This is a genomic window from Alteromonas sp. S167, from assembly GCF_036864375.1.
GTDB lineage: Bacteria > Pseudomonadota > Gammaproteobacteria > Enterobacterales > Alteromonadaceae > Alteromonas.
Genome location: NZ_JAZETR010000007.1, coordinates 246,604 through 273,294, shown reverse-complemented (window position 1 = coordinate 273,294; position 26,691 = coordinate 246,604). Strand labels below are relative to the sequence as shown.

Sequence of the window (26,691 nt, the reverse complement as noted above, 5' to 3'; positions counted from 1 at the left end):
AACACTGATGATATCACTGCCGTTTTCGCTGAAGTACAGTGCTGGACCGTTAATAATTGCGCTGTGCGCAGTAATCGCTTTTTTCTTCGAACCATTATCGGGTAATTATCTTGCATACGACCGCTATGCTATTCAAGGTCTTGAAACGTGGCGTGTAGTAACAGGTAACGTGGTGCACACCAATGGCTATCACCTACTGTTAAACTTAGCGGGATTATTGCTTTTATGGGCGTTGCATGGTGACCACTACCGCATAGGTATGTTCTTAAAAGTGTTTGTTTGGTGCTGTATTGGAACTAGCGCAGGTCTTTATTTTTTCGCACCCGATTTAATTTGGTATGCAGGGCTTTCAGGTGCCTTACATGGCATTTTTTCTTGGGGCGCCTGTATGGATATCAAAGAAAAGATGAAGTCGGGCTGGTTACTGCTGATAGGGCTTGCCATTAAAGTAGGATACGAGCAAGTAGATGGAAGTAGCCAACAGGTAGCAAATTTAATTGATGCAAAAGTTGCAGTAGATGCGCATTTGTTTGGTGCACTAAGCGGCATTATTATTTTCTTGCTCATGTACGCAACGGCCAAACGAAGTTAAGAAGAATGTAAAAAGCCCAAGCATTTGCTTGGGCTTTGTCATTTATATTAAATGCGTATTACTTACAGGTTTTCTTCAAATAACTTGTAAATACGACGATATTCGTCAAGCCACGAACTTGGCTGAACAAAGCCGTGTGGTTCAACGGGATAGATTGCCGTTTCAAAGTTTTCTTTCTCAAGCTCAATCAAGCGCTGTACTAGGCGCACTGTATCGTGGAAGAAAACATTATCATCAACCATTGGCGCATTAATTAGCAGTGGTTTTTCTAGGCCTTCTGCAAAATAAATTGGCGAGCTTCGCTCGTAAGCAATCGGATCGATACTTGGCGTATTCAAAATGTTCGCTGTGTAAGGCGTATTGTAATGTGCCCAATCGGTAACAGGACGAAGTGCCGCGCCAGCTGCAAATAAATCAGGTGCAGTAAACATAGACATGAAGGTTAGGAAACCACCGTAAGAACCACCATAGGTACCTATACGATTGCGATCAACGTTGGCATTGTTTACTAAATAGTTAACGCCATCGCGCAGATCTTGTACTTCAGGCGTGCCCATCTGACGATAAATAGCGGTTCTCCAATCGCGGCCATAGCCTGCACTTGCACGATAATCCATATCCATAACCACATAACCCTGCTGCACTAACATGCTGTGGAACATGTACTCTCTGAAGTAACCCGACCACCCCATATGTGCATTTTGCAGATAACCAGCGCCGTGGTTGAATACTACGGCTTTGTTTGGCGTGCTGCTGTCATAGTTTTCCGGCAAATATACGCGTGCATATATAGGCGCATCGGTATGAGAAGATTCAATGGCAACAATTTGTGGTACAGCCCATGGTAATGCATTAAACGCCTCACTAGTGCTATTAGTAATTTGTTTCGCCGTTTCGTCCGGGGTTGCTGATTTAACAAATAACTCAGCTGGCTTATTTACTTTGCTGTGGCTAAGAAGCAACTGGTTCTCATCAGGGCTAAGCACATAATCGGTAATGCCGTTTAGATCGGTCATAGTGTCGATAGTGTTATCTGAAAGATCAGCTCGATAAATTTCGTACAGTCCCGGATGCTCCATATTCGCTTTGAAGTAAATATGGCTGTCATCAGACGTAAGCGTTAAATCGTCAACAATATAGTTACCGCTTGTTAGCGCCACAGGCGCCTCGCCAGGCTTTTGAATGTATAAATGCGCATAACCACTATGCTCAGACTGGTAATAAAGTGTTTCGCTGTTATTTAACCAATCAAACGCATTAAAACGGTAGTTTACCCACGCGTCATCATGCAAACGGTGCTGGTTTTCCAAGGTTTTAGACGCTAAATCTACTGTCGCTATCCAGCGGTCTTTGTTGTCCCAGGCCTCTAGCATTACGGCAACCGCTTCGCCGTTTTTGTGCCAACGAATAGACGGCTTCGTCCAATACCAGCTTTGCAACAGCGTAATAGGTCGCGGAAGACGGTTAACCTCGTAGGTTTCGCCGTTTGCTTTCGCATTTTCAGTTTTCACGCTTGCCAAAACGTCGTCGTTATAGCCTGGCAAATTAAAGTATTTGAGTTCGCTTTTTTCGCCAGTTTCAAGGTTGAGCAGCCACAATTCATGATTCACTGGCTCTGCATCGGCTACACGCTGACGTACTGGCTTAGCCGCTATACGACTGTCTTCTTGAATATAATGCGGCATGATGTCGGAATCATCGCGCGTTGCCTTGTTCTCAGTTGTTGCAATAACGGCGAAATTACCTTTAGGCGACACACTAATGCCCGCTAAACGGTGGCTTTTGTCGAAATAAAAAGGTGTGGGTGCTACGCTGTTATTCGCCTTAGCTAGCTCATCGCTTGCATGTTGGCGGTCTTGTCTGTTCTTACGCTGTAGCGCAATGTACTGAATAAGCGTTTGCTGCTCTTCTGCTATGTAATCCTCAGCGGGTTTTACTGCTTCAGGCTTATCGGCAAACTCCCAGCTAAGTAACTCTTCTCTACTGCCATTTTCCAAATTAATAGCAACAACTTTGCTGCCACTAAACGCCATTAGACGGCCATCGGTCATAAATGAAAGACTTGAAAGCGTATTACCGCCGCGCGTTAACTGAACCGTGTCGCCATTGGTAAATTGCACATATACGCTATCTTCAAATGAATAGGCTACTACACCGTCGTTGCGCACTACTCGCTCGTCAAAGCGGTACTTGTGAAGGTCAGAAAGAGGCGCTTTAACAGCATTTTCTGGGCTGCTTACGTCGGCAATGTATACATCAGACAATGCGCTGTCTTTACGCTCACGTTCGAAAACGATTTTATCTGAGTTAACCGACCACCCCATATTGGTAGGCAATGCACCAATCCACTGAGGATCTGCCATTATTTGCTTTAGGGTTATTTCACCTGTAGCAGCGGTAGCATTTTGCGGTGAAGCAACGACCGGCATAACCGTTGATTGTTCTACTTGAGCGCTGGTGCTTTTTGTTTGTGTGTTTGTGTCACTGGCCGTGCTCGCACAGCCCCCTAGCGCAACCGTAACGCTAGCGGCAATAAGTAAAGAAGCGTATTTTTTCATTATTTTCTATCGTTTTATATTTATCCCATCAATATTATACGCAGAGCGAAAGGGATTTAGCCAACGTTCGTCGATAGTGTTTGTGAACCAAACGTATTCAAAACGCGTTATTGCCTAATCAACATAAAAATGATGTTCCACATGTTGTAGCAAAACAATGATAAACAACACCATACAGAAGGTAACAATAATGAAAGTCATCGGATTATTTGCGTTAACAGCGCTATCGTTTGCGTTGTTCAGTGCACCAAGCATGGCAAACGAATGCCCTAGCGTGCTGAAATTTATGAAACGAAAACTCAATTCACAAGAAACAGTGAATTTGTGTAATGAATATGCTGGAAAAACGCTTCTTGTAGTTAATACGGCCAGCTACTGTGGGTTCACGCCTCAATTTGAAGGCTTAGAAACACTGTATAGCGACTATAAAGACAAAGACTTTGTAGTGTTAGGCTTTCCGTCTCACGACTTTAACCAAGAAGATAACGATGAAGGTAAAACCGCAGAGCTTTGCGAGCTAACCTATGGCGTAAAATTCCCCATGTTCGAACCAACGTCGGTAAAAGGTGATGATGCCGACCCCATGTACCGCATGTTGAAGGCCGCTACAGGAAAAGAACCGTCTTGGAATTTCAATAAGTACCTAATTGATAGCACTGGTACCAAAATTACTCACTACCCAAGCTCGACAAAACCAACAGACGCAGCTTTTATTGCAGATGTTGAAGCGCTTTTAAACGAATAGCGGTTATTAAGAATGCATAAAAAAGCCCCGCGTTTTTACGCGGGGCAATCAAGCACACTCAACTTGGAACACACTAATTAGCAAAAACGCATTTCCGAGGTTTTCACTAACCGTATTCATTTAGGGTATGTGTTACGCAGATAGTTCAATAATTTTTTCACTTGCGGCAGCAAATGCTGTTTTTGCTTGTTCTTCACCCATCGCCAACCCTTCTGCATAAACAAAGTTCACATCAGAGATGCCAACGAAACCCAAGAAGTGCTGTAGAAATGGTGATTGCGTATCGAACTCTGTTCCTGCATACACGCCACCTCGCGCTGCAAATACTGTGGCAGATTTATTTTCTAGTAAGCCTACTGGGCCATTCTCTGTGTACTTAAACGTAATGCCAGCGCGAGCAATACGATCGAAATACGCTTTTAAGCTAGAGGGAACGCCAAAGTTGTACATTGGCACTGCTAGCACCAATTCATCGGCTTGCTTAACCGCTTCAACAATATCGTCAGAGCGTTTCGCCAACGCGTGTTGTGCGTCGGTTCTTTCGTCGGCCGGTGTCATCCAAGACTGCATTTCATCGCTAGATAAATGCGGAAGGTCAAGTTTAGAAAGGTCGACGCGTTTTACGGTTACGTCATGATTCTTTTCAAGTGTTGCAAGGTATTCGTTTGCTAGTTTTGAAGAGTTACCTTGTTCGCCATTTAGGCTTGAGAAAATTGCTAGTACTGTTTTCATAATTCGCTCCATTGTTTGACACGAGTAAGTGTTATGACTCTATGTTAGTGCAACGGGGCAGAATAAAAATATCAAAAATGTACCGCAACCATTCTACTTAATAGAATGAAACGCGAGTGTAAGACTTATTGGATGTTTATAAAGTGTTACTTATTTGGAAATATTACATTGAAGTAATGTTGCAAGGAGTTTGATCTTCTCATACTTAAGTCGCGTAATCGAGTTTGCCACAACACAATTATGAGGATAAAAGATATGAGAAGGACCAAGACGCTCCTTGCATGTTCCATATTACCATTATTTTTAATCGGCTGCTCGGATGACGACGACGATAATGTTGTACAGCCTACTCCAGAGCCAGATCCAACGTTTGCAAACGTTCGTGTTATTCACGCTTCATCTGACGCTCCCCTTGTTACAATTACAGCCAATGACGCAGTACTTAACGATTTAGAAAATGTTGACTACCAAACCGCTTCAGCGCGTTTTGAAGTGGCAACGGGTAGTTACGACATTGGCGTTACGGGAATACTTCCAGGTGATGATGCTGAAGTACTTCAAGCTGATGTAACGCTAGAAGAAGACATTAACTATGACATTTTCGCTGTAGGTAACGTGGGCGATGAATCGCTAGAGTTGCTAACGGTTACAAGTTCAGAAACAGCAGTTGACGCGGGCAATGCACAGGTACAAATTGTTCACGCAGCCTCGATGGCGCCAACGGTAGACATTTACGTTACCGCGCCAGACACTGACATTACAGCAGAGCAGCCTCTGGTTACAGCAGAGTTTAAAGATTTCACAGACTTACTACAGGTACCTGCGGGTGACTATCAAATTCGTATAACGCCAGCCGGTGAGACAACAGTGGTATACGATTCTGGTACGGTAAACCTTGCTGATGGTGCTGACTTATTGATTGCGGCAACAAATAATGTAGGTACTGGTGACTCGCCAGTAACCTTACTTGCAGCCGATGGAACCGAGAGTTTCAAAGTATGGGATGCAGACGCTACTGCCGATATTCGTGTTGTGCACGGCATTAGTGATGCACCTGCAGTCGACGTTATAGCAAATAACGAAGTATTGTTGGTTGATGGAATTCAATTCCCTCGCACCACCGATTACTTGTCGGTAGCGCCAGGCGACTATTTAATCGATGTTGTGGCTGATGCCGACAACAGTGTTGTGGCGGTTGATGACGCCGAACTTACATTAGAAGTTGGTATGTCGTACACCGCTATCGCAAACAACACGTTGGCTATGGCAGAGTTAGATGCTTTAGTAGACAACACTCGCGCAGTTGCTACTGAAGCACGCGTTCGTATTGTTCACGCTTCACCGTCAGCAGGTAATGTAGACATTTATGTTACAGCAGATGGAGAGATTGATGCTGTGGACCCAGCGTTTGCAGACATTGCATACTCGACAGAAGATTTGGTAGAGACTGGCTACGTAAGCTTAGCTGAAGGCGACTATGTTGTAACCGTTACGCCTACAGGTACAAAAACTGCAGCCATTGAAACAGGTGTACTGTCGTTAGAAAACGGCGAAATCTACACTGCTATTGCGTTAGACGGCGCAATGGAAGGCGACCTACCACAACTAGCATTGCTTGACGGTCTTGCGCCACCACCACCAGCATTTAATGCAGACATGACTTACAACGTAAGCCTAAGCGGTTCGCAGGAAGTGCCTGCCGTTGACACCATGTCTACTGCTACTGCAGTGGTTGAAATTGACGAAGACCTACCGGCATTTAGCGTATCTGTTGATGTTTCAGGTTTAACTGACGTAACAGGCGTACACGTACACGATGGCGGCATTGGTATGAATGGCCCAGTAGCCTTCCCACTAACTGACGCAGGCAATGGCACATATGTACTAGCTGAAACAAATATTTCACCAAGTAATTTTGAAGCACTTACAAACGGTGAATGGTACTTAAATGTACATACCGAAACTAACCCGAGCGGTGAAGTTCGCGGTCAAATTGTACCGGACACTACAGCAGTTGTAACATTTGGCTTAAGCGGAAGCCAGTCTGTACCAGCGGTAACGACTATGGCTTCAGGGTCGGGTTATGCGCTGTTTGATACAACCAATAACTCTGTGTCGCTTGTTGCGGTGACCACTATTGAAAACGCTACTATGGCGCACATACATAGCGGGTTTGCCGGCGAAACAGGCGGTGTTGTTGTTGCACTCTCTGAAAGCATGATGACAGCAGGCACGTGGATGACAGATGGCTATATTATGTTAGATGAAGCAACCGCAACGCAGCTTCTCTCTGGTGGTCATTACGTTAACATTCACACAGAAGCTAATCCTAGCGGTGAAATACGCGGCCAAATTACACCAGATAACATTCAGGTATACGGCATTATTGCAAGTGGCGCACAAGAAGTGCCAGCAGTAGCTACAGACGCAACTGGTGCGGGCGCATTTACATTGAATACCACAACAGGTGCGTTGTCGGGCGCAGTAACCATTTCGGGAATGACTGCCACAATGGCGCATATTCACGAAGGTGCGGCAGGCGAAAATGGTCCTGTGTTGGTAGGCCTAGGTGAAGGTTCAACTAACGTTTGGTCAGTACCTATGAGCACAACACTTACCGCGGAACAAATGGAAACCATGGCAGCTGGTGGATTATATACAAACTTCCATTCAGCCGCGTTCGGAAGCGGTGAGATTAGAGGCCAAATTACGCTTGGCTTCGAATAGTCGCTGACTTTGCATTTTTGTATTGAAGTGAATTAAAAAAGGGGCGAAAGCCCCTTTTTTGTTGTCTGATACGTTTAATACGTTCTGCAACTGCTTTTCACCATCACCTTTACGCTTTTAGCCTTAAATAAGCCGATAGTATTTTACAAGGTAGACAGTGCGTGCTCGAAATCAGCAATTAAGTCTTGTGTATCTTCTATCCCTACCGACAGCCTGATCATATTCTCTGAGATACCCATATTTTCGCGCTCTTCAGCAGTATTCTCGAAATAAATTGTGGGCGCAACAGGAAGTGCTAATGTTCTGTTATCGCCTAAATGAGTAGCACATATAACCAGTTTCATTTCGTTTAAAAATTTAACAGGGCACGCGCCTTCTATTAAATCGAAACTGAGAATGGCGCCATAACCACCTTGAAGGTGCTCACGCGCTGTAAAATGCTGTGGATGATCTGCCAAGCCCGGATAATAAACATTGGCAACCGCATTGTTATTATCTAAGAATGTGGCTAGCTGCATTGCGTTATATTGATTACGAGACATACGTAAATCGAGTGTTTCCATACCAAGGGCAATGGCTGTCGCTGCATTTGGCGACAGTGTTGCACCCAAGTCGCGTAATCCTTTCTTTTTAATTTGGGTAAGGCCCCACTGAGCCTTGTCTTCAACCTGATACACTGGCTTTATATTATCAAAGCCCTGCCAGTTGAAATTGCCCGTATCAACTACTGCTCCACCCAGCACGTTGCCATGCCCTGCGATGTATTTAGTTAGCGAGCAAAATACTAGTGACGCCTTCACAGACTTAGCAAAAAACAGTGGCGGCGGTGTCATGGTGTTGTCTACCATAAACAGAATGTTCTTTTCTTCACAGAATTGACCAATGCCACGAAGGTCTGCAACTTGCGTAACTGGGTTTGCCACGGTTTCGGTATAAACGCCTTTAGTGTTGGGCTGAAAAGCGTGTTTCACTTCTTCAATATCGGTTACGTCGGTAAATGTTACCTGAACGCCGAAGTCTTTTAAGGTTTCGAAAAAGCTGCGCGTATTACCGAACAAAAACTGACTCACCACAAGATGATCGCCTGCTTTTACTAGCGCAAAAATGGCGCTGCTGATGGCAGCCATTCCGGTAGCAAAACAAAGTGCTCCTACACCACCTTCCAAATCGTTTAACATGTTTTGTAACGCAGAAACAGACGGCGAAGAGGAACGCGAATAAACGTGCGCCGCTTTCTTTCCTTGAAACGCATCAATAATGCCTTGTGCATCTGAAAATTCGAAAAGCACTGAGTTTGAAGTACTGCTATGAACGCCACCATGCTCTGGGGCGTTAAGCATACGATCGGCATGTACTTGTCGGGTTGTGAATCCCATTTTTGTCACGGGTGAAGCTCCGATTAATAAGTAGGCAACACGCATTTACGGGAAGCGATTTAAAAGCCCTCAACATTAAAGGTGTGGGCAAACGCATCTAACGCTGTGTTATGCAGTTTTCTGGATATTTTGCGCAAACATTATCATAAAACCCATAAATAGTTTGCATTTGTTCGTCTATGTTAGTCACTTTATGAATAATTGGGCCAAGCACAATGGCTTTCTTTTTATAATCTATTCCAATGGTTTGAATAGGTATTTCAGCCTCGCGAGCAATGTGCATAAAACCTGTTTTCCATGGATAAATAGGGCTGCGCGTGCCCTCTGGTGCTAACGCTAATATTAAGTCGTCGGCATGCTTAATTTGCGTGGCAATGGTAGTAACCACACCGTGTGCTTTGCTGCGCTCGATAGGTATGCCGCCTAGCCTGCGCACTATTGAACCCAACGGCGGCGTAAAAATGGTGTGTTTTCCAAAGAAATTTAGGTTTAAGCGAAAAGAAAACACCACAAATAGCCCAATGAAAAAATCCCAGTTAGACGTATGAGGTGCTACTGCCAAAATGGCTTTTCGGCTATTTATGAATTCGCCTTCTACCGCCCACCCTCTTTTTTCCAAAAGCCATGACGCAAATCGTGATAACCACATAGGCCATTTACGAGACACATTATTGCCGATGGTTACCTGTGACAATGGGCGTCGTTGAACATTTTGATTCGCGCTGTAACTTGAAGGGGTTGTCATTGTTATTATTCTCTTACTACTAAAATGCGCGTATAGCACAGCTAAAAGAACTGCATTGACGCTAAAACTGAAAGAAATTCTACTTATGAATTTACGATGAAGTGATAATAATAAAACCGCGCACACAAGGCCACCAATAACAAACCATTAACATATTTTTTGCCCAAGGATGCTATTCTACGAGAAAACCACGGCGTGCTGGTTTCAACAAAAGTCTTCCGCCGTTTGTCTTGTGCTTTTTATAACACCACCTTTAAGAGTGACTATGTGCATACTGTTTATTGCTAACAATATTCGAGAAGACTACCCCCTTATTATCGCAGCTAACAGAGATGAGTTTCACGCGCGCCCAACGGCACCATCACAGTTTTGGGATGAATACCCTAATTTATTAGCTGGCCGTGATTTGGAAGCAAAAGGCACTTGGATGGGAGTTACGCGTAACGGAAAAATAGCAGCTCTTACAAATGTGCGACAGCCAGACAACATCAAGCAAAACGCGGTCTCGCGAGGAGAGTTGGCAGTAAACTGGTTATTAAGCACTTCTGATTACGGTGCATCGGCACACGCCACCAGGTTACACGCCACAACATTAGAGGCCACGCGCGAGCAATATAATGGTTACAACCTAGTTTTTGGCCAAGTTACCGAACAAGGCACGGGCAATTTGAGTGTGTATAACAACGCAAACAATACTCTGCATACTATTGAAGACGGCGTAATTGGTTTATCGAATGCCGACATAGTAACGCCATGGCCAAAAGTAACCCAGGGCGTTAATGCCCTAACAGATTACACTAGAAATTCGGCTACTATTCACACTGAAGCACTGTTTGCAATTTTACGCCAAGACAACAAGGCCGCGGATGAAGTGTTACCCAATACCGGCATTGGATATGAGTGGGAAAAAGCACTTTCCTCAATTTTTATACAAACCCCTGAGTATGGTACCCGCACTTCTACCCTTTTAATGGTTGATAACAACAAACAAGTAAGATGGTTAGAGCGCCAATTCTCTGTATCTGGGGACACAATGGATACACGCGAGTATGCATTTCGCATTGTTGATGCCTGATTTTCTATGACACCTCACGCTTTTTTGGTTATTTAAAAAAGTGAAGTGTTTACATTTTCTAACATAAGCTAGCGTTGTTTTTGCAAGAAAGCTTAGATTCGTTTACGCATTAGTGTTACAAAATAACACTACATTTAGCGAATACCTTAAATAATACCTTAAGGAAATATTTTGAGAGCACACGTTGAAAGCATACGCTACAAACAAACACGTATAGCTTCAACCAACGCTTTCAACAGCTAATAATAAAAACGTAAGAATAAACGACAGTTAAAAAGGATAATCAATGTCTAAGATAAGTGTATTGTGTTTATCAGCGGCGCTTTTAGGTAGCGCGCTGCACGTTGAAGCAAAGGAAGGCATGTTCACGCCTGAACAGCTCCCCTCTATTGCTGGCGACTTAAAAAAGACAGGTCTTGCTATTCCAGCAAATAGCATTAACGACCTTACCGCATTTCCTATGGGCGCTATTGTCTCATTAGGCGGCTGCTCCGCTTCATTTGTTTCTGACAAAGGGCTAGCGGTAACCAATCACCACTGCGCTCGCGGTTCGGTACAGTACAACAGCACACCAGAAAATAATTATTTAAAAGATGGTTTCCTTGCCAAGAAAATTGGTGAAGAGCTGCCAGCAGCGCCGGGAACAAGAATGTTTGTTACCGTAGATTTTGCTGACGTAACCGACAAGGTGACAGGCACTATCGACAGCGCCATTCAAGGTCGTGAACGCTACGACCTAATAGAAGCAAACCGCAAAGCCTTAATTGCAGAGTGTGAGTCTGAAGCTGGCTTTCGTTGCTCTGTGCCGTCGTTTTTCCAAGGTCTTGAATACAAGCTTATAAAGCAAATGGAAATTCGCGACGTGCGTATTGCCTATGCACCTGCCGACTCAATTGGCAAATACGGTGGCGATATAGACAACTGGATGTGGCCAAGACACACTGGCGACTTCTCATTTTATCGCGCTTACGTAGGTAAAGACGGTAAACCTGCCGATTTCAGTGAAGACAACGTGCCTTATAAACCAGAGCATTTCTTGAAAGTCTCAGCAGCAGGTTTGAAAGACGGCGATTTCGTTATGGCTGCAGGCTACCCAGGCTCAACAAATCGTTATGCTCGCTTATCGCAAGTGGAATACACGTTTGATTGGCTTTACCCCACTTACCTAACGCTAGTTGACGAGTGGATTGACACTATTGAAAACGCCTCTGAAGAAGGCAGCGACGCTCGTATTAAGTACGAAGCGTTACTAGCCGGTTTGAATAACTTTCACAAGAACACATTAGGTCAGTTGTCGGGTGCCAAGCGTGTAGGTCTAGTACCACGCCGTGCCCAGCGCGAAGAGCAACTATCAGCGTGGCTTGAAAAGAACGACAAACAAGCACTTAAAACGGCGCTTGCTGAGCTAGACGCGGTTAGCGTTGAGCAAATGCAAATGAACAAGCAAAACTTTTGGTACAACAACCTAAGTCGTGCTCAGCTTCTATCGTCTGCACAAACCCTTTATCGCAATGCAATTGAACGCGAAAAGCCTGATGCGAAAAGAGAATCGGGGTACCAAGAGCGCGATCAAATTCGATTAAAAGAAAGTGTAGAGCGTATTGAGCGCCGCTTCGAGCCTTCAGTAGACATGGCCGTGTGGCACAAAATGATTAGCATGTATCTTCAGCAGCCTGAAGAGAATCGCGTAGCCGCTTTTGACAAAGCAGTAGGCATTACCAGCGACACCAGCAGCGAAGAACTTAAATCACTGCTATCAGCGTTTTATGCTAATACCACACTGACCGACACAGAAACGCGACTAAAACTGCTTAGCGCAAGCCGTGAAGATTTTGAGAAGAGTGAAGACCCATTCATTCAGCTAGCGGTAGCGCTTTTTGATACTGAGATGGCCATTGAAGACAAACGCAAAGCACTAAGTGGCCAAGCCGCAGCGCTTCGACCTCAGTACATGCAGGCAATTATTGAATGGCAGAAGTCGATGGGAAGCCTAGCGTACCCTGACGCCAACAGTACGCTTCGCGTAACTTATGGCAATGTAATGGGTGGTTCGCCTAAAGACGGGCTTATTTACGAGCCGTTCACGCGTTTAGAAGGTATAACAGAAAAGGATACTGGCGAAACGCCATTCGATTCACCGAAAAAGCAACTAACGCTTATCAATGACAAACAATACGGCCCTTATAAACTAGATGCTATTAACAGCGTACCTGTAAATTTCCTTACCGATTTAGACTCGACCGGTGGCAATTCAGGATCGGCTACGCTAAATGCAAACGCTGAGCTTATTGGCCTACTGTTTGACGGTACGTTTGAAAGCGTAAACTCTGACTGGGATTTCGACCCTAAAACCACTCGAACAATTCATGTAGACAGTCGCTACATGCTTTGGGTGATGGAATACGTAGATGGTGCTAACAATCTTATTGAAGAAATGACGATTGTTAAATAACACCACGGTACTCAAAGTGTGATTAAGTTTGTATAACGTTTAAAAGGCCATGTTTTTACGTGGCCTTTTTTATACCTGAAGCTTACACATAAATTTCTAATTGACGGCATTTTTGAAATAGCGCTTTCGTTTACAGCTTTACAAACAGATTAATTGAAATATTTTCAACCATTAGGGGTCGTTTTTTCTACCATCAATGGCATAATGCCAGCCTGCTAATATTTGCATACCAACGTGAGGACATATCGTGTTTGAAGTATTACCCCATCTTGCCCCAGATCCAATTCTTGGCCTTTCAGCCTCTTATCGCGAAGACACCAACCCAAATAAAATTGATTTAGGTGTTGGCGTTTATAAGGATGAGCAAGGTAATACCCCTATTCTTACTAGTGTTGCAAAAGCACAAAAGGTGCTTTTAGATTCAGAGAAAAGCAAAACCTACATTACGCCGCAGGGAAATCAAGGTTTCATCGACGGCATGCTTGCACTGCTTTTAGGTAAAAGCAGCCCAGTACTACTTGCCGATCGTGTTGCCGCTGTTCAAGCACCAGGTGGTTGCGGTGCCCTACGTATACTTTCAGAATTACTTGCGCGTTGTAACGACAACGCAAAAGTGTGGGTGAGCGATCCTACATGGGCAAACCATATTCCACTTATCGGCTCTGCAGGCCTTACTATTGAAACCTACCCCTACTTCGATAAAGCGTCTGCCAGCATTCGCTTCGATGCGATGATGGATACGCTACGTAAAGTAGAGAAAGGCGATATAGTATTGCTTCACGGCTGCTGTCATAACCCAACGGGTGCTGATTTAACTAACGCACAATGGGATGAAGTACTTGAAGTCGCAAAAGAGCGTGAATTCTTACCTTTCATCGACGTTGCTTACCTAGGCTTCGGCGAAGGTTTAGATGAAGATGCTTACGGCATGCGTCTATTAGTTGAAAACCTACCAGAGGTTATCGTAGCGGCTTCATGTTCGAAAAACTTCGGCCTGTATCGTGAACGTGTAGGACTGGCAGCTATTATTACAGCTGACTCTGAAACCCGTAAAATTGCACAAGGTCAAATTCAGTCTATTGCACGTGGTATCTATTCTATGCCACCAAGCTATGGCGGCGCATTGGTAGACATCATCTTAGCTGATGAAGCCTTGAACAACGAATGGGTAACGGAAGTAAACGATATGCGTAACCGCATGAAGTCTCTACGTGCCATGTTAGTTCAAAACCTTCATGACAATGGCTCGCCTAAAGACTTTAGCTTCGTAAACGAACAAAAAGGCATGTTCTCGTTCTTGTGCATTACACCAGAACAAGTACGTGAAGTACGTGAAAAACACAGCGTATACTTTGTCGATTCAAGCCGTGTAAACATTGCGGGTATCAATCAGCAGAACGTTGAGACGCTTGCAAAAGCACTAGTGTCGGTGCTGTAACACATCAACAGTTTCAACCGCCTGCCACCGTAGGCGGTTTATGAAAACGCACAAAAAAGCCGCTTTAACAGCGGCTTTTTTAATATGAGTCTGGATTATAAGCGCCGTTGTATCGGCGAATTTCATCTCGTTTCCAAAACTCTATAGACGGTACTTGAGTTTCCCAAACGTCTGTTGCGTTCCATGTATATTCTTTTCGATAACGCGCTTCCAGAAACTCTCTATCGAAATGGCTTTCTCGTCGACTTTCAGCAAAAAACAAATTACTTGCTTTCGATATAACTACTTCGGCGTGACTTAAAAACTGTATTTGTCTGCGCGTTATGATTTTACAAATAGGCTCGTCCACATTCTCTGGAAACAGCGAAGACACAATGGCTTTCTCTATTTCACCTGAATCTTTTTGAACAACATAAAGCCCTGACCCCAGTGGAAAACGCCCTACCATTTTACAAAAAGCATTAACGTAGTCGTTTCTGTAGCGATTGGCTGACGCTCCGTCGCTCAGTACATCGTAAGCTTGATAAATTTGCTGATAATCAAACTCTTCTTTAGTAGACAACACAAAAGAGGCGTAAGTCATGGGAATACGCAGTAAGTCACCTAATTCGCTTCGCGGTGCATTCAGCATTCTCAAAAGCTTAAGCATAAAAGCAAGCTGCCGCTTTTCATGCTCTTCAAACGCCGCTTTTTGTTCTTTGCTGTTAAAGGGCATTGATGGAATGCCTATGCCTAATCGTAAATAGTCATTCGTTTTACGCTCAATTATCGACAGCAGTTTTATGCGATCATCGTTATCAAGCTTACGATAACGATCATCACCTAAAAGCGCGTTGGCTTCTGGGCTATGCATCCCAATTGACTGCAATAGCGCAGCTTTAGCAATAGGCTTTAACACGTTTTCACGATACGCCATTTTCATATCAGCTGGCATTGACTTAACATCTCTTGCACTATTTGCGCTGCTGCTAACTTTGTCCGCCATCAGGCTGAAGGTTTCACCATCTGGAAAAATACGGGCAATCTCGTTGCTAAGAAATGGGTCGTCGAAGTGTCTGGTTTTACGCAACTCGTCAAAGAGCGCAATAACTAACGCAGTTACGTAAATAGGTTTGCATCGTTCGTTTCGTACATGACGTACTTTTTCTTGAGGCGATGGCGTTGAAAGCGCAATAGTACCTAAAAACTGACTAAAAATACGCTCGCCATTTAGCAAATTAAGCATGTAGTCGGTTAAATTGTCGACGTGTTCGTAACGCCTGTTGCGCTCTCGCCGAATTTTTTCTTCTAAGGCCCTTAGTTCGTTATCGCTGGATGCTTGCTGCGCGACAAGGCGGGCAATATAACGCTGTGTTGAGGGTTGGCCCTTTATGCTGGGGTACTTTCCTTTTTCTTTTCGGTAGTTTTCAATGACTTCAATTTGATCTTGGTATGTTTTTACTTTGCGTTTTAGAACAGATAGCGTTCTATGATCGTTTTGATAGTCTTCAAAGAAATGCGCAGCGTCTTTTACTAGTTCTTGATAGCTTTGGCGATAGTCCGTGATTTTCCGTGATATCTCGCTCACCATGACGGGAATTTGAGAAAGCTTCTCTTCAGCCCATCCATGCTTTTTAGGTTTTGTCTTGCTATCAATTAGCATTGTTCCCACACTTCTTTTTATCACTGACTTTTTAACGGGTCAGCTGTCATTATTTTTTAGCTAGTAGACGCAACTAAAGAGAAAATCCTCTTTTTACCCAACCCTATTGGCGTAAATCTTTATCGGCGTAAATCTCTATTGGCTTAGTTGCATTAATAGTTATATTGAGAATAAACAGAACGCGCTTACTAATCAACTTAACAGACGCTGGTCGGTACACCTGTTAAAACGGTTGCGTCACTGCCGTTTTTTTGCCTTAAGCCCCTGCGTTAATAATCTATCGAGCGCATTCGCAAAATTTTGCTTATCTCGCTGTGAAAATGCCTTTGGTCCACCAGTATGCTCACCACTAGAGCGCATGGTATCCATAAAATCTCGCATAGTGAGGGCTGCACGAATTGATGACTTGTCAAACTCATCGCCACGTGTGTTAAGTGCAAGCGCGTTTTTACCTAGCACATCAGATGCCAACGGAATATCAGAAGTAATAACAAGATCGCCAGCCTCACACTTCTCAACAATATAATCGTCGGCAGCATCGAAGCCTGATGGCACTAGAGTTAGTGTTATGTGTTTGTCTGGTGGTACAGACATAGAATGGTTAGCCACCAAAGACAAAGGCAACCCTGTACGTCGGGCTGCCTTAAACAAAATATCTTTGATAACGGCTGGGCATGCGTCAGCATCTACCCATATATGCATGTTGTGCTCTCGTAAACGTTATATCTATTTACGCAAGCATACCACCATCTACCACTACTGTCGTGCCGGTAGTGTAGCTTGAAGCATCTGAAACTAGGTACAGTACCGTTCCTGCCATCTCGTCAGGGTCGGCAACGCGGCCCAGTGGAATAACCTTAAGTGCGTGTTTTAAAATCTGCTCGTTAGTGGTTAGTGCAGAAGCGAACTTTGTATCGGTTAGCCCAGGTAAAAGCGCATTTACGCGAATGTTTAACTTACCGCACTCTTTAGCAAACGATTTGGTCATGCTGATAACCGCTGCTTTTGTAATGGAGTAGATACCCTGCATGTCGCCAGGTGTAACACCGTTTACCGACGCCGTATTTAAGATAACGCCACCGCCCTGCTCTTTCATTATTTTGCCAGCTTCAATAGACATAAAGAAGTAACCACGAATATTCACATCTACTGTTTTGTTATAAGCACCTAAATCGGTATCAAGAATATGCCCAAAGAATGGGTTAGCCGCCGCGTTGTTTACTAGAATGTCTAGTTTTCCAAAATCGCGCTTGATGGTTTCAAACGTTGCCGTAATTTGCTCCATCTCGCCTACATGGCACGCAAGCGCAGTTGCCTTTCCACCTGCGTCGCGAATAGAAGAGGCAACCGCTTCACAACCATCAATCTTACGGCTCGATACGATTACGTGAGCGCCGTATTGTGCCAGTAGGCGCGCAATTGACTCACCAATTCCGCGGCTAGCGCCTGTTACTAAAGCCACTTTACCTGTTAAATCGAATAACTCTTTCATGTACGTTTCCTTTGCTTTTTGTTGTTGGCTTTAGGCCAGCATACCACCGTCAAGTACCACCGATTGACCCGTCATAAATGATGACTCGTCGCTACATAACCACGCAATGGCATTGGCAATTTCTTCTGGTTTGCCTAAGCGCTTCATTGGGTTTGCACCTACTAGGCCTTTTTGACCATGTTCGTCTAACTTTGAAAGTACGCCCTGTACCATTGGCGTATCGACAAAACTTGGACATACTGCATTAACACGTATGTTTGCTCGCGCATATTCCACTGCTGCCGATTTTGTTAAGCCGATAACACCATGCTTAGACGCACTGTAAGCACTAATCATGGGAGCTGAGCGTAAACCAGCCACTGAAGCTATATTGATGATATGGCCTCCGCCCGTTGCCGTCATGTGCTTTAGCGCATTTTTCATGCAATACCACACACCCGCTAAATTCACCTGAATGTTTTTCATAAACATAGCATCGTCTACTTCAGTGAGCGGTGCTGGGAAATGGTCTATGCCAGCGTTATTGATGATGACATCAATTTTTTCTGAGTGTGATAGCGCAGTGGTAAACATGGCTTTTACTTGTTCTGGGTCGGTTACATCCACACCAACAGCATAACCTTTACCGCCTGCTTGCTGGATATCAGCAACCACACGTTTTGCATTCTCTTCATTAAGGTCAGCCACACCAACAAGGGCACCGCGTTTTGCTAAAATGAGAGCAGATGCTGCCCCAATACCGGAACCACCGCCGGTGATCACAATATGTTTTCCATTTACGTTTGCTGCTTCGTTCATTGTTATTGCTCCGTTTTAAACAGCGTTGCGTTGTTGTTCGTTACTTATGTATCTGTAAAAAATAAGTGGCTCTGAAAACAGGTCGCACTTAAAAGTAACTTGCTTTAACGTCGTTGCAGGTCGCGTCGTTTGAAGTTAATACTTCAATATCACGAGAGACCAGCGGAAGTTCCCAATTTAAAAAGTATTCTGCTGCTGCAAGTTTACCCTCATAAAAGTCGGAATCTTGTGGGCTGTTATCAGTAAGTAGCGCTTGCTCTGCCACATTGGCCTGGCGAAGCCATATCCAGCTCACGACACAACTTGAGAATATGTTTAAGAAGCAGCTTGCATTCGTTAACAAAACTGATTGATTACTAGAGCGCAAGTCGCCTGCAGCTTGTTGAATAAGTGCGCCTAACTTGTCTAAATAAGGCTTTAACTTTCCGGCCAATGCTTGTGCGCGCGGGGTTTCTGCCCGTTTCATGTCAGCGGTAACGCGTGACAGCAATACCTGTAGGCCTTTACCGTCATGCTGCCATAGCTTACGGCCAAGTAAGTCCAGCGCTTGAATACCATTAGTACCTTCATGTATTGGGTTAAGGCGATTGTCGCGCCAGCACTGTTCAACCGGATATTCTCTTGTATATCCAGCACCACCTAAAATTTGAATAGCTAGGTCGTTGGCTTTAGGGCCAAATTCCGATGGCCAGGCTTTGAATACCGGCGTTAACAAATCAAGTAGTTGTGATAATTCAGTACGTTTGCTTTCGTCAGTCTCTGTTTCAAGCTCGTCAATTAACATGCTGCCATACAAACACAGCGACATACCGCCTTCACAATATGCTTTTTGTGCTAACAACATACGACGCACGTCACCATGATTAATAATAGGCGTTGGGTCGTCTTCCGGCGCTAAGTTAGGCGCTGCACGGCCTTGGGTGCGATCTTTAGCATAGTCTAACGAGTAGCGATAACCACGGTAGCCTATCATTGCGGCACCGTATCCAACGCCAATGCGCGCTTCGTTCATCATCATAAACATATAGCGCAAACCTTGGTGAGGCTCGCCTATGAGATAACCATGACAATCGCCATTTTCACCAAACGTCAACGCAGTTGAAGTCGTACCGCGATAACCCATTTTGTGAATTAGACCTGCTAGCGTTACGTCGTTACGAGCGCCCGGGTTGCCTTCAGCATCTAATCGGTATTTAGGCACAGCAAAAAGGCTTATGCCTTTAACACCGGCTGGACCACCAGGAATTTTCGCTAAAACCAAATGAACTATATTGTCTGAAAGTTCATGCTCACCGCCCGAAATATAAATTTTACTGCCTTTTAAGCGATAAGTGCCGTCGTCTTGTAAGCGCGCTGATGTGCGAATATCGGCAAGCGATGAGCCAGCATGTGGCTCAGTTAGCGCCATGGTGCCGGTAAAATCACCCGTTAGCATTTTCGCTAGAAACGCGTCTTTAATATCGCTTGAGGCAAAATGCTTAATCACGTTAGCGGCTGCCGCAGTGAGAAATGGATAAGCTGTTGTAGACGGGTTAGCTGCTAAAAAATAGCCCGCACAAGCATTCATTACGGTAACCGGAAGCTGCATACCACCGTCTTCAAAGTCAAAATGACCCGCAATAAAACCCGATTCACGATACGTGTCGAACGCTATTTTAACGTCGTCAATCATCGATACTTTTTGGCCATCAAAGGTAGGCTCGTTTTTATCGGCAACGGCATTGTGGGGAAGAAACAGTTCTTCAGCCATTTTTTCAGCCATATCAATGACGGCGTTAAAAGTTTCTGTATTGTGCTCTTCAAAGCGTGTCTTGTTGCATAATTCAGCTGTGTTCAATACTTCATAAAGCTGGAATTGCATTTCACGACGGGGAATGAGTTGATCTGCCATGGTGTCCTCCACGATTTCTTGTTAACACATTGTGGCATATCCGTTACACTCGCTTTATTGTCATTAATGACACAATAATGGTGAAAACCGACACCTATAACTTTTACTTATTACAAAAAATAAATGTAATTACTTATATGAATGAAAATCCATTTGTCGTCACTGTGTTAGGGTTTGATCAAGCATTAGCATCAGCCATTACAGGCGCGCTAGATGTATTCGCTTTTGCCGGTGTAAGTTGGCAGCGAATTCACCAACAGCCCGCCGAACCAAAGTTTAAAGTGCAATTAGCCTCCCCCCATGAGCAGCCAATACGTTGTTCAAATCAGGTTTTACTAACACCGCATATAGCAATAGAGGATGTATCACACACAGATATACTGCTTATTCCAACCATTGGTGGTGACATAGATACTGTGTTGCATGAGATGGCCTCACATCTTGTACACATTAAACGTCTACATAAAATGAACGCAGATATTGCTGCCAACTGTACGGGCACATTTTTGCTAGCTAAAACTGGGTTACTTGATGAAAAAGCGGCGACTACGCATTGGGGTTATGCCGATAAGTTTGAATCTCTGTTTCCTTCGGTGCACTTACAGCCTGACAAAATGGTAACCGAACAGAATGCGATTTACTGCGCAGGCGGCGGTATGGCGTGGATAGATCTTTCTATATTGCTTATAGAGCGTTATTGCGGTCATCAAGTGGCGAGTGACACGGCAAAGTCGCATGTCCTTGATGCATCAAGAACGAATCAGAATATTTACGCAAGCAGTCGCCAACGACACTTTCACTCAGACAATGAAATTAAAAATGTTCAAGCATTCTTAGAAGAAAAGGTAAGTGAAAAATTGCCGCTTTCGTTTATAGCGAAGCATCATAATATGACAGAGCGCACGTTACTCAGACGTTTTAAAAGTGCATGTGACATAACACCACGACAATATCTACAGAACCTTCGAATTGAAAAAGCTCGGAAACTGCTTGAGACCACTAACAGTTCAATTGAAAAGATTGTTGCTGCAGTTGGCTATGAAGATATGAGTTCTTTCACTCGACTATTTAAGAAACAAACTGGACTCTCTCCTTCTCAATATCGCGCCAAGTTTAACCGAGTTAAATAGTTTTCAAACGTTAACTTCAGGTGAAAAATACATCAAAAACTTGTTCATATGGTCAAACTCATTGCGTACTTTTAAAGGGCTGGTGAGGATAAGCGGTAAAAAGCGTGCAAAATGATCATAAATTTGCGGTTTTTATCTTTTACATTGTGTAAAATCGCGGCCCAAGCATGTATCACGTTTTTATATGCGATAAACACTACAAAAGTAAAAACCTAAAAACATCTTGGTGGAAACATGAGAACACATAAAATCGCCACGCTAGCGCTTGCCGTTAGTGCTGCGTTCAGCTCATCAGTTCTTGCACAAGAGGCCGCAACAACAGAAAAAAAAGAAGCCTCACTAGAACAAATTACCGTAACTGCGCAAAAGCGTACTCAGTCAATTCAGGAAGTTCCTATTTCTGTTGCGACACTTAGCGGTGAAAAATTCGAAAGCCTTTTCTCTGGCGGTGAAGATATTCTAGCTTTAGCGGTACGTGTACCAGGCCTATATGCAGAATCATCAAACGGTCGTGTTGCTCCACGTTTCTACATTCGTGGTCTAGGTAACACCGACTTCGACCTTGCAGCTTCTCAGCCTGTTTCTATTATCATGGACGAAGTGGTTATGGAAAACGTTGTACTAAAAAGCTTCCCGCTTTTCGACGTACAACAAGTAGAAGTACTTCGTGGCCCACAAGGTACACTTTTCGGTCGTAACACCACAGCAGGTATCATTAAATTCGATACTGTTAAACCTACTCAAGATCTTGAAGGCTACGCGAAAGCTGGCTTCGGTTCATTCGGTACTATGAACTTCGAAGGCGCAATCAGCGGCGGTCTTACTGACGAGCTTTCTGCACGTTTGTCTGTGCTTTCTCAAGAGCGTGACGACTACATCGACAACGCCTTCACTGGTGAAGACGATGCGATTGGTGGTTATGATGAAAAAGCATTCCGTTTACAGCTTCTTTGGGAGCCATCGGCAGATTTCTCTGCACTACTAAATGTGCATGGCCGTGATCTTGAAGGTACTGCTTCAATTTTCCGTGCTAACGTGTTCGATAAAGGTAGTAACGACCTAAACGCGAACTATGATCGTGAAACAGTATTCTATGATGGCGACCTTCAAGGCGACGGCATCGACAACAACCCTTAAGAATACGACGGTTTCGGTACATCACTGAAACTAGAATACGACATGGATGAAGTAACGTTTACGTCAATCTCTGCGCTTGAAACTGCAGAAGGCTCGAGCTTAGGTGATATCGACGGTGGCTTTAACCGCCCTGACGGTACTTCTGGTCCAGGCTTCATTCCTTTCTCAGCGGTAACTCAAGATCGCCTAAACGACTTAGAGCAGTACACGCAAGAATTCCGCCTATCTAGTAACACACGTGACGCAATGAACTGGCAGATTGGTGCGTTTTACTACGATGCATCTTTCAACGTAACCAGTGTTGACGGTTTCTTCGGTGCGACCACTGTATTCCACGAAAACCAAACGTGGGCACTATTTGGTCAAAGCTCTTACCAAGTTAACGATAAGCTAAACATTACTGGTGGTATTCGCTATACACACGACTCTAAGAGCCTTGTGGTTGGCGAACAGAACGTAGACGGTTTTGCTCTAGTTATCGGCGCAGCGCAAGTCCAAGAGTACGACGACATTGACGTTGATGACGGTCAAGCAAGCTACGAGCTAAGTGCAAATTATCGTTTAACTGACGATATGTCTTTATTCGCTCGTTACGCAAACGGTTTCCGTGCTCAAACTATTCAGGGCCGTGACGTAGCATTTGAAGGCGCGCCTTCAGTAGCTGACGCAGAAACTATTAACTCGTTTGAAGTTGGCTTTAAGTCTGACCTGCTTGACGACACGTTACGTTTAAACGCAGCTGCATTCTTCTACACAGTTGACGATATGCAGTTCTCTGCAATTGGTGGTGGCAACAACTTTACTGCACTTGTAAACGCAGATAAAGGCGAAGCGTATGGTTTTGAAGTTGACGCACAGTGGCTTGCAACTGATGAGCTAACGTTCACAGCGGGTTACAGCTACAATCACACTGAAATTAAAGATGATACGCTAACAGTATCACCTTGTGGTACGAACGCAGGTTTGGATTTCACAGGTAACTGTACAGTAACTGACCCTCGTCCAGATGGCTTTAACGCGCTCATCGACGGTAACCCGTTCCCTCAAGCGCCAGAGTCTATTTTCAACTTCACTGCACGTTACACTGTTCCTATGGGTGACGACGGTGAGTTCTTCGTATTCACAGATTGGGCTTTCCAAGGCGAAACCAATATCTTCCTTTACGAAGCCGTTGAATTTACCACTGACGATAACTTCGAAGGTGGTCTACGTATTGGTTACGAAAACTTTGCGCACAACTACACTGTTGCGCTATTTGGTCGTAACATTACAAACGAAGACAACGTAAAAGGTGCAATCGACTTTAACAACCTAACAGGTATCGTGAACGAGCCTCGTGTTTGGGGTGTTGAGTTCAAGTACACGTACTACTAAGCACAACAGTCACTTAGCCGTTTTAAAAGCGGCTAATGAATCTAAAAACGGTATCGCTTTTGGCGATACCGTTTTTTTATGCCGCTAAATGCACATCGAGTTGGGTTGATTGCACTAATTGCTGAAGCTTTCGGCACACCTGCACCCAACGGCTCACTTTCTGATAATACACTTGCTCAATCAACGCCCCTTTTTCATCAAATAAGAAGCTTGCTAGCTTGCCCTTATTACCCGGCATATAAAAATGATGCACAGTAAAACTTTGTGATAATGGCGCGTACGCCACTTTCTGATACATACAAAATGGCAGCATATTTGCTCGGCTATCACCACCGGTTAACCGCGCCCTTTTTTGAAACTGGTCGTAGCCTTCTTCGCCCATAATTCCATGTTTAGCAAGAAGCTGGTCGACTGCTTTAATACCTGTTTGCATTGATAGTCTCCTACCTAAGAAATAAAGTCTGAAAATCAGACTCAACATTAGACTCAAAATAAACCATACTGATATTTATACAGTATATGGTTATTTGTTTAAAATGCAAACAAAAAAGCCGCTTTAATAAGCGGCTTCATTTTCAAGTATAGAATTACAACGTTATAAGGCTGTTTCTAAAAACGCCCATTGATCGGCGTAGCCTTCAATTCGCATCCATGTAGGTGTTCCTGCTCCGTGGCCTGCACGTGTTTCAACACGCAGCAACACGGGGTTGTTGCAACCCTGATGAGCTTGCAACTGCGCCGCAAACTTGTAGCTATGCCAAGGCACTACTCTATCGTCGTGATCCCCAGTGGTAACTAATGTTGCTGGATAACAAGTGCCTTGCTTAGTATTGTGTAGCGGAGAATAAGCGTACAATGCTTCGAATTCTTCAGCATTTTCACTTAAGCCATAGTCAGAAGACCATGCTCTCGCGTTAGCGCTTGGCGTGTGATAGCGAAGCATATCAAGCACACCTACAGCAGGTAACGCTGCTGCAAAAAGGTCTGGTCGCTGTGTAAGTGCTGCACCTACTAACAAACCACCGTTAGAGCCCCCTTGTATGCCAAGCTTTTCAGGGGCAGTGTAACCTTGCTCAACTAGGTACTCAGCGCCAGCAATAAAATCGTCAAACACATTTTGCTTATCTAGCTTCGTGCCAGCCTTATGCCACTGCTGTCCATATTCACCACCACCACGTAAATTAGCAATGGCAAGTACATTGCCCTGCTCTACCCACACCATTCTAGACACTGAATAATTTGGCAGTAGCGAAATATTAAAACCACCGTACCCATAAAGCAGCGTTTTATTGGTTCCGTCTAGCTTCAAACCTTTTTTGTGCACAATGAACATAGGCACTTTTGTGCCATCTTTGCTGGTATAGAATACTTGCTTGGTTTCGTACTTGTCGTAATTAAGCCCAGTATTTATCGTTTTGAACAGCGTTGACTCACCGGTTTCAACGTTGTATTTAAATACCTGACCAGGGTTTGTGAAGCCTGTTAGCTTGTAGAATGTCGTTGTTGCAGACTCGCCACCAACAAAGCCACTCACGTTGCCGATATCTGAAAATGCTATTTCATCTACCTGCTTACCAGAAAGATCAAACACGCGGACTTGCGCCTTAACGTCTTCCAGGTATTGTGCAAATAACTTCTCGCCCATTAGTGAAACACTGCGTAGCGTATTTGATGAACTATTGATTATCAGTGCCTCGCTTTTAACTTCACCATCAAATGCGACTTTTATGACTTTACCCGTGGGCGCATTTGCAGTTGATGTGAAAAACAAGCTATCGCCACTCTCGCCAATAAGATTGTATCTACCATCCCATTTATCAAAGATAGGTATTACCGTTGCAGTTTCATCTTCCAACGACTTCGCGTAAACCCCATTGGCTTGGTATCCTTCGAACACAGAAATTAGTAGTGTTTTTCCATCTTGAATAACCGATGCATAAGGGTTCCACGTTGGCTTATCGTCAAACGCAAAAACCATCTTATCTTCGCTTTGCACAGTGCCTAGTTTATGAAAGTAAATAGAAACGGTTTGGCTATCGTCGTATTCCCCTGCTGCATTTAGCGGATATCGAGAATAGAAAAAACCACTTTCATCGGGAAGCCACGCTACATTGGTAAATTTAACGCCTTCTATCACGTCTGAAAGATCATTTTTTGTTTTTGTATCTCGAATATGGATGGTTTTCCAGTCGGTACCACCGTCAGACAGAAGATAAGCTAAGTAAGACGCATTCGGGCTCACTTCTGATGACGCCATCGACACAGTGCCATCTTCACTAAGTGAATTTGGGTCGATAAGCACTTCTGCTTCGCCGTTTACACCATTTGCCATATACAGCACATACTGATTTTGAAGACCGTTGTTGTAGCTATAGAAAAGCATGTCTTTCACCATGTATGGGGTTGTATACTTTTCGTAGTCCCATAATGCTGTCAGCCTTTCTTTATACATTTCTCTAGATGGTAACGACGCTAAATAAGGGCGTGCTAGCGTATTTTGCGCTCCCACCCAGCTCTTTATTTCTTCGCCTTCGCCCTCTAACCAACGATAAGGGTCTGATACAGCTGTACCGTGGTAATCATCTACTTGGGAAACCGTTCTTGTCTGCGGATATTGTGAAATACTTGGCAGTGCTGTCTCGTTGGTTACACTCGTTTGGTTTGTCAGCGTATCATTTTGTGAAGCAGTACACGCCAACATTAGCGATACACTTACCCCAACAAACAGCCCCTGTAATAATCTCTTATTCATCTGTCGTCCTTAAAAGCAAAATGCCGGTATGAACC

18 protein-coding genes and 1 pseudogene are annotated in these 26,691 nt (G+C 44.2%); 8 read left to right on the top strand and 11 right to left on the bottom strand.

The features are described 5' to 3' along the window. Positions 1-7: 7 nt before the first annotated feature. Positions 8-592, top strand: coding sequence for a rhombosortase (gene rrtA / locus V7R35_RS12800; RefSeq protein ID WP_334015253.1), 585 nt, complete (start codon positions 8-10; stop codon positions 590-592). A gap of 62 nt (positions 593-654) precedes the next feature. On the opposite strand, the gene V7R35_RS12795 is transcribed toward rrtA, so the two are convergent. Further along, positions 655-3,150: a S9 family peptidase gene (locus tag V7R35_RS12795; protein ID WP_334015252.1), complete on the bottom strand. Its 2,496-nt coding sequence runs from the start codon at positions 3,148-3,150 to the stop codon at positions 655-657. Between the two features lie 190 nt (positions 3,151-3,340). Here V7R35_RS12795 and V7R35_RS12790 point away from each other — a divergent pair, with 190 nt between their 5' ends. Further along, positions 3,341-3,895: a glutathione peroxidase gene (locus tag V7R35_RS12790; protein ID WP_438823473.1), complete on the top strand. Its 555-nt coding sequence runs from the start codon at positions 3,341-3,343 to the stop codon at positions 3,893-3,895. Positions 3,896-4,027: 132 nt separating this feature from the next. Here the strand turns inward: V7R35_RS12790 and V7R35_RS12785 are convergent, their stop codons facing one another. Beyond that, complete coding sequence (locus tag V7R35_RS12785; RefSeq protein ID WP_334015251.1) at positions 4,028-4,627, bottom strand: FMN-dependent NADH-azoreductase; 600 nt, start codon at positions 4,625-4,627, stop codon at positions 4,028-4,030. A gap of 255 nt (positions 4,628-4,882) precedes the next feature. On the opposite strand from V7R35_RS12785, the gene V7R35_RS12780 reads away from it, so the two are divergent. Then, positions 4,883-7,354, top strand: a complete 2,472-nt coding sequence (locus V7R35_RS12780) for a CHRD domain-containing protein (protein WP_334015250.1) — start codon at positions 4,883-4,885, stop codon at positions 7,352-7,354. Between the two features lie 143 nt (positions 7,355-7,497). Here the strand turns inward: V7R35_RS12780 and V7R35_RS12775 are convergent, their stop codons facing one another. Together V7R35_RS12775 and V7R35_RS12770 are read right to left on the bottom strand one after the other, a co-directional pair. Further along, the gene (locus tag V7R35_RS12775) at positions 7,498-8,739 is read right to left on the bottom strand and encodes a cystathionine gamma-synthase family protein (RefSeq protein WP_334015249.1); all 1,242 of its coding nucleotides are present in this window, start codon (positions 8,737-8,739) and stop codon (positions 7,498-7,500) included. Positions 8,740-8,827: 88 nt separating this feature from the next. Further along, a complete protein-coding gene (locus V7R35_RS12770) occupies positions 8,828-9,475 on the bottom strand; it encodes a 1-acyl-sn-glycerol-3-phosphate acyltransferase (protein ID WP_334015248.1) in 648 nt (215 codons plus the stop codon). A 265-nt stretch (positions 9,476-9,740) separates the two neighbouring features. Between V7R35_RS12770 and V7R35_RS12765 the strand changes: the two genes are divergently transcribed. From V7R35_RS12765 to V7R35_RS12755, 3 genes are all read left to right on the top strand, one after another. After that, positions 9,741-10,550, top strand: a complete 810-nt coding sequence (locus tag V7R35_RS12765; protein WP_334015247.1) for an NRDE family protein — start codon at positions 9,741-9,743, stop codon at positions 10,548-10,550. A gap of 286 nt (positions 10,551-10,836) precedes the next feature. Next, the gene (locus V7R35_RS12760; protein ID WP_334015246.1) at positions 10,837-13,002 is read left to right on the top strand and encodes a S46 family peptidase; all 2,166 of its coding nucleotides are present in this window, start codon (positions 10,837-10,839) and stop codon (positions 13,000-13,002) included. Between the two features lie 247 nt (positions 13,003-13,249). Continuing rightward, positions 13,250-14,440, top strand: a complete 1,191-nt coding sequence (locus tag V7R35_RS12755; protein ID WP_334015245.1) for an amino acid aminotransferase — start codon at positions 13,250-13,252, stop codon at positions 14,438-14,440. A 79-nt stretch (positions 14,441-14,519) separates the two neighbouring features. Here V7R35_RS12755 and V7R35_RS12750 read toward each other — a convergent pair whose 3' ends face one another. The 5 genes from V7R35_RS12750 to V7R35_RS12730 all read right to left on the bottom strand — a co-directional run bounded on the left by V7R35_RS12750 (position 14,520) and on the right by V7R35_RS12730 (position 20,263). Then, positions 14,520-16,082 (bottom strand): hypothetical protein, encoded by a 1,563-nt coding sequence (locus V7R35_RS12750; protein WP_334015244.1) that lies wholly within the window; start codon positions 16,080-16,082, stop codon positions 14,520-14,522. A gap of 237 nt (positions 16,083-16,319) precedes the next feature. After that, positions 16,320-16,784 carry a YaiI/YqxD family protein gene (locus tag V7R35_RS12745; protein ID WP_334015243.1) on the bottom strand — a complete coding sequence of 155 codons (465 nt, stop codon included), beginning with the start codon at positions 16,782-16,784 and terminating at the stop codon, positions 16,320-16,322. Positions 16,785-16,812: 28 nt separating this feature from the next. Then, positions 16,813-17,574 carry an SDR family oxidoreductase gene (locus tag V7R35_RS12740; RefSeq protein ID WP_334015242.1) on the bottom strand — a complete coding sequence of 254 codons (762 nt, stop codon included), beginning with the start codon at positions 17,572-17,574 and terminating at the stop codon, positions 16,813-16,815. A gap of 30 nt (positions 17,575-17,604) precedes the next feature. Continuing rightward, complete coding sequence (locus V7R35_RS12735) at positions 17,605-18,372, bottom strand: SDR family NAD(P)-dependent oxidoreductase (protein WP_334015241.1); 768 nt, start codon at positions 18,370-18,372, stop codon at positions 17,605-17,607. An 88-nt stretch (positions 18,373-18,460) separates the two neighbouring features. Beyond that, positions 18,461-20,263, bottom strand: coding sequence for an acyl-CoA dehydrogenase (locus V7R35_RS12730; protein WP_334015239.1), 1,803 nt, complete (start codon positions 20,261-20,263; stop codon positions 18,461-18,463). 137 nt (positions 20,264-20,400) lie between these two features. Between V7R35_RS12730 and V7R35_RS12725 the strand changes: the two genes are divergently transcribed. Both V7R35_RS12725 and V7R35_RS12720 read left to right on the top strand, forming a co-directional pair. Continuing rightward, entirely contained in the window at positions 20,401-21,393 is a 993-nt protein-coding gene (locus V7R35_RS12725; RefSeq protein ID WP_334015271.1) for a GlxA family transcriptional regulator, read from the top strand. 234 nt (positions 21,394-21,627) lie between these two features. Next, positions 21,628-23,904 (top strand): annotated as a pseudogene (locus V7R35_RS12720) (TonB-dependent receptor). A 76-nt stretch (positions 23,905-23,980) separates the two neighbouring features. Here V7R35_RS12720 and V7R35_RS12715 read toward each other — a convergent pair. Together V7R35_RS12715 and V7R35_RS12710 are read right to left on the bottom strand one after the other, a co-directional pair. Further along, a complete protein-coding gene (locus tag V7R35_RS12715; RefSeq protein ID WP_334015238.1) occupies positions 23,981-24,337 on the bottom strand; it encodes a hypothetical protein in 357 nt (118 codons plus the stop codon). Positions 24,338-24,499: 162 nt separating this feature from the next. Next, a complete protein-coding gene (locus tag V7R35_RS12710; protein ID WP_334015236.1) occupies positions 24,500-26,656 on the bottom strand; it encodes a prolyl oligopeptidase family serine peptidase in 2,157 nt (718 codons plus the stop codon). Positions 26,657-26,691: the final 35 nt, after the last annotated feature.